At 38.4% G+C, this 7531-nt stretch carries 8 protein-coding genes and 4 pseudogenes; 4 read left to right on the top strand and 8 right to left on the bottom strand.

Annotated elements, in window-relative coordinates:
* Positions 1–254: 254 nt before the first annotated feature.
* The 5 genes and pseudogenes from GVY04_21025 to GVY04_21005 form a co-directional block, all read right to left on the bottom strand.
* Positions 255–542 (bottom strand): putative addiction module antidote protein, encoded by a 288-nt coding sequence (locus tag GVY04_21025; GenBank protein NBD18516.1) that lies wholly within the window; start codon positions 540–542, stop codon positions 255–257.
* A 9-nt stretch (positions 543–551) separates the two neighbouring features.
* Positions 552–842 (bottom strand): annotated as a pseudogene (locus GVY04_21020) (type II toxin-antitoxin system RelE/ParE family toxin).
* A 115-nt stretch (positions 843–957) separates the two neighbouring features.
* Positions 958–1413 (bottom strand): annotated as a pseudogene (locus GVY04_21015) (PIN domain-containing protein).
* The gene (locus tag GVY04_21010) at positions 1413–1598 is read right to left on the bottom strand and encodes a hypothetical protein (GenBank protein NBD18515.1); all 186 of its coding nucleotides are present in this window, start codon (positions 1596–1598) and stop codon (positions 1413–1415) included. Before GVY04_21010 ends, GVY04_21015 begins: the two are co-directional and overlap by 1 nt.
* A gap of 435 nt (positions 1599–2033) precedes the next feature.
* Positions 2034–2520: pseudogene (locus GVY04_21005) on the bottom strand (hypothetical protein).
* 173 nt (positions 2521–2693) lie between these two features.
* On the opposite strand from GVY04_21005, the gene GVY04_21000 reads away from it, so the two are divergent.
* From GVY04_21000 to GVY04_20985, 4 genes and pseudogenes are all read left to right on the top strand, one after another.
* The gene (locus tag GVY04_21000; protein NBD18514.1) at positions 2694–4394 is read left to right on the top strand and encodes an abortive phage infection protein; all 1701 of its coding nucleotides are present in this window, start codon (positions 2694–2696) and stop codon (positions 4392–4394) included.
* Positions 4395–4647: 253 nt separating this feature from the next.
* Positions 4648–4857, top strand: a pseudogene (locus tag GVY04_20995) (hypothetical protein).
* Between the two features lie 111 nt (positions 4858–4968).
* Positions 4969–5250 (top strand): DUF433 domain-containing protein, encoded by a 282-nt coding sequence (locus GVY04_20990; GenBank protein NBD18513.1) that lies wholly within the window; start codon positions 4969–4971, stop codon positions 5248–5250.
* Positions 5250–5609, top strand: coding sequence for a hypothetical protein (locus tag GVY04_20985; GenBank protein ID NBD18512.1), 360 nt, complete (start codon positions 5250–5252; stop codon positions 5607–5609). The genes GVY04_20990 and GVY04_20985 overlap by 1 nt, the downstream gene beginning before the upstream one ends.
* 95 nt (positions 5610–5704) lie before the next feature.
* Here the strand turns inward: GVY04_20985 and GVY04_20980 are convergent, their stop codons facing one another.
* Genes GVY04_20980 through GVY04_20970 form a run of 3 tightly spaced genes read right to left on the bottom strand, consistent with a single transcriptional unit; the run spans position 5705 to position 7432 of the window.
* On the bottom strand, positions 5705–6388 hold the full coding sequence (locus tag GVY04_20980) for a hypothetical protein (protein NBD18511.1): 684 nt from the start codon (positions 6386–6388) through the stop codon (positions 5705–5707).
* Positions 6358–6804, bottom strand: coding sequence for a DUF488 family protein (locus GVY04_20975; GenBank protein ID NBD18510.1), 447 nt, complete (start codon positions 6802–6804; stop codon positions 6358–6360). Before GVY04_20975 ends, GVY04_20980 begins: the two co-directional genes overlap by 31 nt.
* On the bottom strand, positions 6740–7432 hold the full coding sequence (locus GVY04_20970) for a DUF488 family protein (protein ID NBD18509.1): 693 nt from the start codon (positions 7430–7432) through the stop codon (positions 6740–6742). The genes GVY04_20975 and GVY04_20970 overlap by 65 nt, the downstream gene beginning before the upstream one ends.
* Positions 7433–7531: the final 99 nt, after the last annotated feature.

Raw genomic sequence — 7531 nt, 5'->3', positions numbered from 1 at the left:
GGTACAGTGGAGGAAGCATATTTTTGATGGGGTTGCTCACTCAAGCAACCTTTTTTTCGGAACAGGGGTCGGCTTAAAAGCATACCATACCTGCCTCACATGTTCCTTGTCATCCCTTAAGCAAACAAACTAAAGGCTGCGATCGCGCCTTCTTCCCCAAAACCTGCAATCGCGCTCAGACTTTCTATCAATTCCTCAAAACTCGTGATGTTCTCTGCGGGAACCGGCTTAGCCATCGCGCTTTGATTCTTAACTTACATCGGGGTCGCTTGTAACTTTAGTCCAAGTGCTTGTATCACTTTCAGAACAGTACCAAATTCTGGATTCTCTTCACTGGATAAGGCTTGATGAAGGCTTTCATAATCAAGACCTGTTTCCTTAGTCAGATGGGTTATTCCTTGAGAACGAGCAATATCCTTTAAAGCAGCAATAACTAAAGCGGAGTCACCCTCTTCGAGAGCAGCTTCAAGGTATGCAGCCATATCTTCTCTGGTTTCTAGGTACTCTGCTGCATCCCAAGGGAAAGTTTGAGTTTTGGTCATCGTTCTCTCCTATAGGTTTCTTGCTAGTTTGATTGCTATCTTAATATCCTTAGCTTGTGTACGTTTAGTTCCACCTGCAAGCAGAACAACTACTGTATTCCCACGTTGCACAAAATACACTCGATAACCTGGTCCATAATTAATACGCAGTTCTGAAACTCATTCTCCAACAGGTTTCACATCTCCAAGATTTCCCATTGATAGGCGACGAATCCGAATATTGATGCGTGCTTGTGCCTGCTAATCGCGCAAACGGTTAAACCATCGAGCATATTGTTCCGTCTGACAGACTTCTAACATTCTTTGAATGTATCAAAACTTATAAGGGCGCGATCGCGCTTTCCTCCCTCGCCAAAACTTGCGATCACGCCTTAACTTTCTTGTCACCTTATTTCAACTCGGGAGTTTCACTTTCTTATTCTGAGGATTCAAGAATTTGCTGTGGATGTACAACTGTAATGTCGGGGATTCCTGAGAAATCATTGGGATTAAGGGTTAAGATGCAATCAAAATCGCAGGTTAGTATAATTGCAACCAGACGAGCATCATGAGTTCGCTTCCCCCTAATCTGATGGTCAGTTACCAAATTTAACCATGTTGGCAATAGTTGCACAGTTTCTTCTGCAATGGGGAAACGCTGACCCAACTGATCAATCAGATTACGAGTTTCTTCAATTGACCAGCCTAAACCATTAACCTCGATTGGGCGGGTTGCAACAACCCAAAACTCAATCAATACTTGGGTTGTTAGGTAGCATTCATCTTACTGTTTCAGTAGAGTCGCAACTGCTGCTCTGGCTAAGTTATGTTGAGTATCGGATGGGTTGCTAAAACGTAAAACAACATTTGTGTCTAGCAAATACTTCGCCATTAGTCGTAAATCTGGCTACGGTCAAAGGCTTCATTGGGAAGACTGACGTTGGTTTTTGGCAGTTGCTCCACCCACTCTTGAAACTCTTTTGCTCGTTCTGAGGGGGTTGCTCGTTGCCAAAAAGGGAGATCAGTAGGTTGTTTCTGCTGAGTTTGACGTTGATTTTGATTAGTATCGCTTGTCATAATAACTTGAATTACTCACTAAGAAAGGTAACACCCTAAATTTGTTGCTGACGAACCCTGTCAGCCCAGTTATCCATTATAGGTAAAGTGTGGCATGGCATAGATTCTCTCAAAACACCGCGATCACTGCTTCTCTCCCAAATACCCGATCACGCCTTAACTTTCCTTTCCGTTTATTCCAAAACGCGATCGCGCTTTCCTCCCCAAAGCTCGCGATCATCACTTTCTTATTCTAAGAATTCAAGAATTTTCTCTCGATTAATCTTTTTTTGCAGTAGCTTGACGCTTGATGCGAAGTTTGATCAGTTTGTCTTTGTGAGCAAACTCTTTTCTCTTTAAATCATTAAAGATTGCTCTTAAATCATATTGAAATGATTGAGCATATTCGTTTCTGTGTTGATGAATTTCTTCAAGAATTTCGTTGCGATACATAGCTTAAAACTCCGAGTTATATCCAATCAGTTCATAAGGAGTGCAAATAACAGGTAAAACATACCCCAATTCCAAACTAACCTCAGATAGTTTACGTTGTAGTTGCGCATTTGCCATATGCTTACAATTCCAAGTTAACAAATAGTCTAAACCATAAATGGTTGCTAATGCGATATGGAGAGAATCAATCAATGCTTTTTTAGGCAAATTACTTTGCTTGAGAAATGCTTGGGAAAGTTCAAAAGCCTCTTGGTGTCAGTTGAAGAAACATTAAGGGTTGTAGAAGTTCTAACCGCTTAGCTGCAATCGTTGCATCACCCTTTGCTGCTTCATCGGCAACGATTTCTGAAGCATAAAGTGTAAATGAGTGACGGTATTCATTCCACCAGTCTTGAGTCACTTTCATGTTAGCAGCAAGGACTAGGTTATCAGTTGGTCTCGCAGTGAGATGTCCCAAGATGCTGGTTTCGATGTAAACACTTTCACTCACAGTAAATTAGCAATTGTAATTTTCCTTTCAGTGTATCCAAAAATATAAGCGCGATCGTTGCTTTCCTTCCAGTTTATGAAACTTGTTATCTCTACTACCTTACAACCAACACTGAAGGTTATTGTTTGTCTAATATAGTGATATACAGTTTATGAGTGAGGAATCATTAATATATGCTTGACTTAGATTACACAAACCTTGTTCAAATTATTCAACCTTATAGAGTCTCAGGTCGGGTAGAAGGTAGTTCGTTCTTAACTTGGTTTTTAGTTAATATTTATAGACTGGATATTCTAGAGGTTCAGAATATAGTTTGCGATGGGCATGGAGATAAAGGCATCGATGGTATATATGTCAATGAAAATGAGGAGTGCATAGATGTTTTCCAATCAAAAATTGTTCAAAATTCTGTAAAGACGCTAGGAGATGCGCAACTCAAAGAGTTTGTAGGTAGCTTGCAACAGTTACAGACAGGTGAGGGAATAGAGTCAATGATTTCATCAACTGGCAATACTCAACTCAAAAACTTACTAAAAGAGAATAAAAATTTATTTATATCTGCAAAATACTCAATTCGTGGAATTTTTGTGACTAATGCCAAGAAAGATTCAAATGCTGATAGTTTCTTAAAAACAGCTTCAGAAGTAGACATCAAGTTAGAAGTGTGGGATAAACTACTAATTTCTAAAATGTATGTGCCAAGTGAAAAGGCAATTCCAGCAACTTCAGAAATTTCCTTTGACATTTTTGGCTTGGATTATTCTGAATACACGGTTGGAAATACTGCAAAAGTTGTAATTGCACCTGTTTCTGCTATTGATTTAGTTAAAATGGAGGGGATTGAAAATCAGCAAATTTTTGATTTGAATTTAAGAAAGGGACTGGGAAAGACTAAGGTTAATAAAGATATTTCTAAAAGCATATCTCAACCTTTAGAGCATAGTAATTTTCTGCTTTATCATAACGGGATAACTATTATTTGTGACAAGCTAGATACATCTCAGGAAGGAAAGGTTAAGGTGCAGGGATACTCAGTAGTTAATGGCTGCCAGACTGTATCGAGCCTCTATCAGAATAGACAGCAAGTTTCAAAGGATCTGAGAATATTAACTCGGATTATTCAAGTAAGTTCTACTAAATCGAAATTGATATCAAGAATTACATATAATAGTAATAACCAAAATGGTATAAAAGCACGAGATTTTAGATCAAATACACAAACTCAAGTTAGACTGCAAAATGAAATCAATCAAAATTATCCTGAATACTTCTATGAAATCAAACGTGGAGATAGTCCTGAAAAACGTAAAGTAATCGAAAATACTGTTGCAGGTCAAATTCTACTAGCATTTGATCTAAAGCGACCTTCATCTGTTCAAAGATATAGCAAAATTTTTGATGATTCACATCAAGAAATATTTGCTCGACCAGAGGTAACTGGAGGAAGAATTGTAGTTCTATTTGATTTATATGAAGAAATAGAAAAAGATTTAAAGAAAATTGAGCCAGCCTTATTTAGTGGTTATCAGATCACCAAATTCTTTCTTCTTTATTTACTCTCCGAGGTATTATCAACCGATGAAGTGGGAAAAGCTTTCTGTAATAAACCTGAAGATTTCTATCAAAATCCTACTCAAAAATATAATCTTTGGGAATGTATTCATACGATTCTCGGAGATTTGATTATTGATCTTAATGCAGAATTTCAGGAAGAAGGTGGAGAAAAATTTGACTTTAAAGCAACATTTAAAGCTCCTAAAACGCTTAATACTCTTGCTAAGAAAGTGATTGCCTCGCACAAAAAACTTATTGCGCGTCAACGTACTGAATCATTTACTCAGTTATGGAACAGGTTAAATAATCAAAATTCCTAGTACTTCCCTACACTGGCTCTGAGAGATAATTATTTTCTAATCTATTGAAATGACAATTATTTCGGAGATTCTTTCCGCCCTCATTTCCTTGGTCAAGTGCTAGTAAGCATGATTGAAAGAGTTTTTCTTGTTGTTTCACAAAAACAAATGAATCGTTTCACACAGAGATATCTTTCCTTCTCAATATCTAGGTCAGCCCTCAACTGCTAGACTACCATGAGAAATAGTGAGTCAAAAGAAGAAAAGGGAACCGATGATAGCAGCAGTTGAGCAACTGATCACCCCAGAGATTAATCGACCCGCCCGCTATTTAGGGAATGAACAAGGCACAAAACACAAACCTTGGGATAGCGCAACGGTGCGCTGGGTGTTGACCTATCCTGAAATCTACGAGGTGGGTGTATCCAACTTGAGTCATGTGATTTTATACAATATTCTCAATGCTCAACCGCGACAACTCTGCTCTGAGATCGCGCTAAAAGAATAAGTATTATGAGGATAATAGTTAAGTTGTTTAACTTCACTGGACTGGCTTTACGATTGGAACAAAGCCTTAACTTAAAAGTATTCAGATATGTCTCAAGCTCTGGTTAATATTGGTAGCTTAATTACTACCTCCCCTAATATTCAAAGCGGTCGCCCAATTATTGCGGGGACTGGAACCTCTGTTCGGCGCATTGTTACCCTCTATAAGCAAGGTAATAGTGCTGATGAAATTGTGGCAGATAAGCCTTATTTAAACCTAGCTCAAGTCCACGCAGCACTAGCTTACTATTATGCCAATCAGCAAATCATAGACCAAGATTTAGATACAGAGGCAACCGAGTACGAAAGATTAGCCTCTCGATTATCCTAGTGTCTGCTATTCGTTTCTATTTGGATGAAGATGCTACCAGTAAGCGCATTTTGCAAGCACTCAGGAATCGTGGTGCAGATTTGCTTTCGGCTTCTGAAGTGGGTATGCTGGCGCAATCAGATGAGCAACAATTAGTGTGGGCGTTGGAACATCAACGGGTTATTTATACGTTTAATGTCAGAGATTTTTATCGGATTCATTCCAACTGGTTACGAAGTGGAAAGTCTCACGCTGGAATTATTTTTGGCAAGCAAGAACCCTCTATAGGCGACCAGATGAGAGGGTTATCAAGATTGGCTTCAATCAAATCTGCTGAAGAGATGATCAGTAATGTGGAGTTTTTCGGTAGATGGCTATAAGGATGATATTTCTGATCTTGAATGACTCAACAATTAGGGAAGCGCGATCGCTGCTTCTCTGCCATTTTTCGTGCAAGGATGTGTTAGATATCTTACTATTCTTGCATTTCAATCACACCTGCTATCAACTTCCAACATGGGGCTTCACCTTCCCAATTATTGCTGGGTGCCCAAGGCATACCTAAGCTTACCGTCACCATATAGTTTCCTGTCGGCTCATACCCTGCTTCTAGCTTTTGGGTAAAAACAGGATCAGTAATCTTTGCATCTCTCAAAACTTGCCCTGTAGTAGTTTTAAAAGACCCCCTCCACCCCGAATTTTTCTGTGTCACAGAAAGACTACTTGTTTGAACTAATTGCAAAGTACGACGTTGATGAAAAGGTAAGGTTTTTAAGTATGAGGGGTTAACATATTTTGAGGAATTATGAAGTATATGTGGAAAGTCTCTACAATAAGCAATGAGTTGATCAGGCTGTAATTTCCCTTCAATCTTCCATTTACCAGACATAACTGATAGATTTTCACATTCAAAGCTAAAATCACATCCAGTTTCAGCAAGTGGAATTTGCAGAATATCGAGCAGTTCTGGCTCTCTACTTTCAACAGTTCGCACGAATTTTGGAACTCGACCATCTTGAGGATATAAACTATCACACACAGGGCGAACCCATCTCCCAGAGTTAATATCAATCCCAGCTATGCAACGTTCCTCTAACTTCCAAGAGTTAGCTAGGCAAACTATCCTTTTCAAAGATGACATATGCTGACATTTCCCCATTTATCGCTTAAGTATTCCGCAACTAATCGACGATGACAGTAATGAGGCTTTGCTTCACTGCAAAGTAAACAAGCACCATCAGTCAAATCAGGAGAAAGTTTCTTTTCAATTTGACGCTCAGCTATCAACTTTAAAAACTTTTGTTCGTACACTGACCAGTCCACCTTCTGTTTCTTATACTCGTCAAGAATATCTTTAGTTGGTGCTAGATCTAAAATATGAACATAATCGACATTATTAATAGTTTTAAGGAAATACTCTAAATCTTTTTTTTTGGTAAATCCTGCTAACTGAGAAACATTATTTAAACGAGTATCAATAACTCGTTTAACACCTGATTCCTTAAGAGTTTCAAAGAACTTTTGTGCGCTTTTCTTTGTGAAACCGATTGTAAATAACTTGACTTGATTTGTCATCATCCTTATTAGTCTCTTTCTCTACATAAGCAATTTCATCGCCTTGAAGTTTATATGCTTCCTTCAAACATTCTTCTCTAGATAGTAAAGTGTTTTGAGGAAATAATGAAAGCTGAACTTGAGGAGCTTCTGAAAACTGTTTGAAACCATGCTTAAAAAGAAGTTTTTCTTCTAAAGATTTATGATCCTGTAAATCACCATTTTTCAGAATGTGGTTAATAGATATGTCAAAACAACGTAAGTGTTGACAGACCAATATAGCCCTATGACAAGTTATAGGGTCCTTTTCTGCACACATGAGAGAAATCCTATATTTCTCTAAACCCTTCAAAAGTCTTTGAATTCCTTTATAAAACCCCTCAGTTCTAGCAATTTTTTCATAGACTGCTTTCCCATCAACATAGCATTCTGGATTATTAGGTCTTGCACCTAGTTCCTTTCCAAGAAACACATAGTGTATCCCCTCTTGAGCAAGGATTTGTTGTAAATTTTCTCTGTTGAACTGTTTCAAAAAGCGACTATACGGGTTGGAGCGGACATCAGCAATAGCAGTTATCCCATGCTGCTTTAGAAGACAGATAAACACATCTATCTCATGATTAGAGTGACCGATGCTGAACAGTTCCATTAATACTGCTCCTCAAGCTGACTACCTGTGTAATTATATTTCATCTTCTCACCTCTGACATCACTATCAATCGGTTTTTATTCACGATCGCGCTCTCCC

Source organism: Cyanobacteria bacterium GSL.Bin1 (assembly GCA_009909085.1).
In the GTDB taxonomy this organism is placed as follows: domain Bacteria; phylum Cyanobacteriota; class Cyanobacteriia; order Cyanobacteriales; family Rubidibacteraceae; genus Halothece.
This window is presented reverse-complemented; position numbering and strand designations above follow the sequence as displayed.

What these genes read in the sequence shown, in the direction of transcription:
- GVY04_21025 (NBD18516.1), bottom strand. Translation starts at nt 542, where the DNA reads ATGACCAAAACTCAAACTTTCCCTTGGGATGCAGCAGAGTACCTAGAA.
- GVY04_21010 (NBD18515.1), bottom strand. Translation starts at nt 1,598, where the DNA reads ATGACAAGCGATACTAATCAAAATCAACGTCAAACTCAGCAGAAACAA.
- GVY04_21000 (NBD18514.1), top strand. Translation starts at nt 2,694, where the DNA reads ATGCTTGACTTAGATTACACAAACCTTGTTCAAATTATTCAACCTTAT.
- GVY04_20990 (NBD18513.1), top strand. Translation starts at nt 4,969, where the DNA reads ATGTCTCAAGCTCTGGTTAATATTGGTAGCTTAATTACTACCTCCCCT.
- GVY04_20980 (NBD18511.1), bottom strand. Translation starts at nt 6,388, where the DNA reads ATGGGGAAATGTCAGCATATGTCATCTTTGAAAAGGATAGTTTGCCTA.
- GVY04_20975 (NBD18510.1), bottom strand. Translation starts at nt 6,804, where the DNA reads ATGACAAATCAAGTCAAGTTATTTACAATCGGTTTCACAAAGAAAAGC.
- GVY04_20970 (NBD18509.1), bottom strand. Translation starts at nt 7,432, where the DNA reads ATGGAACTGTTCAGCATCGGTCACTCTAATCATGAGATAGATGTGTTT.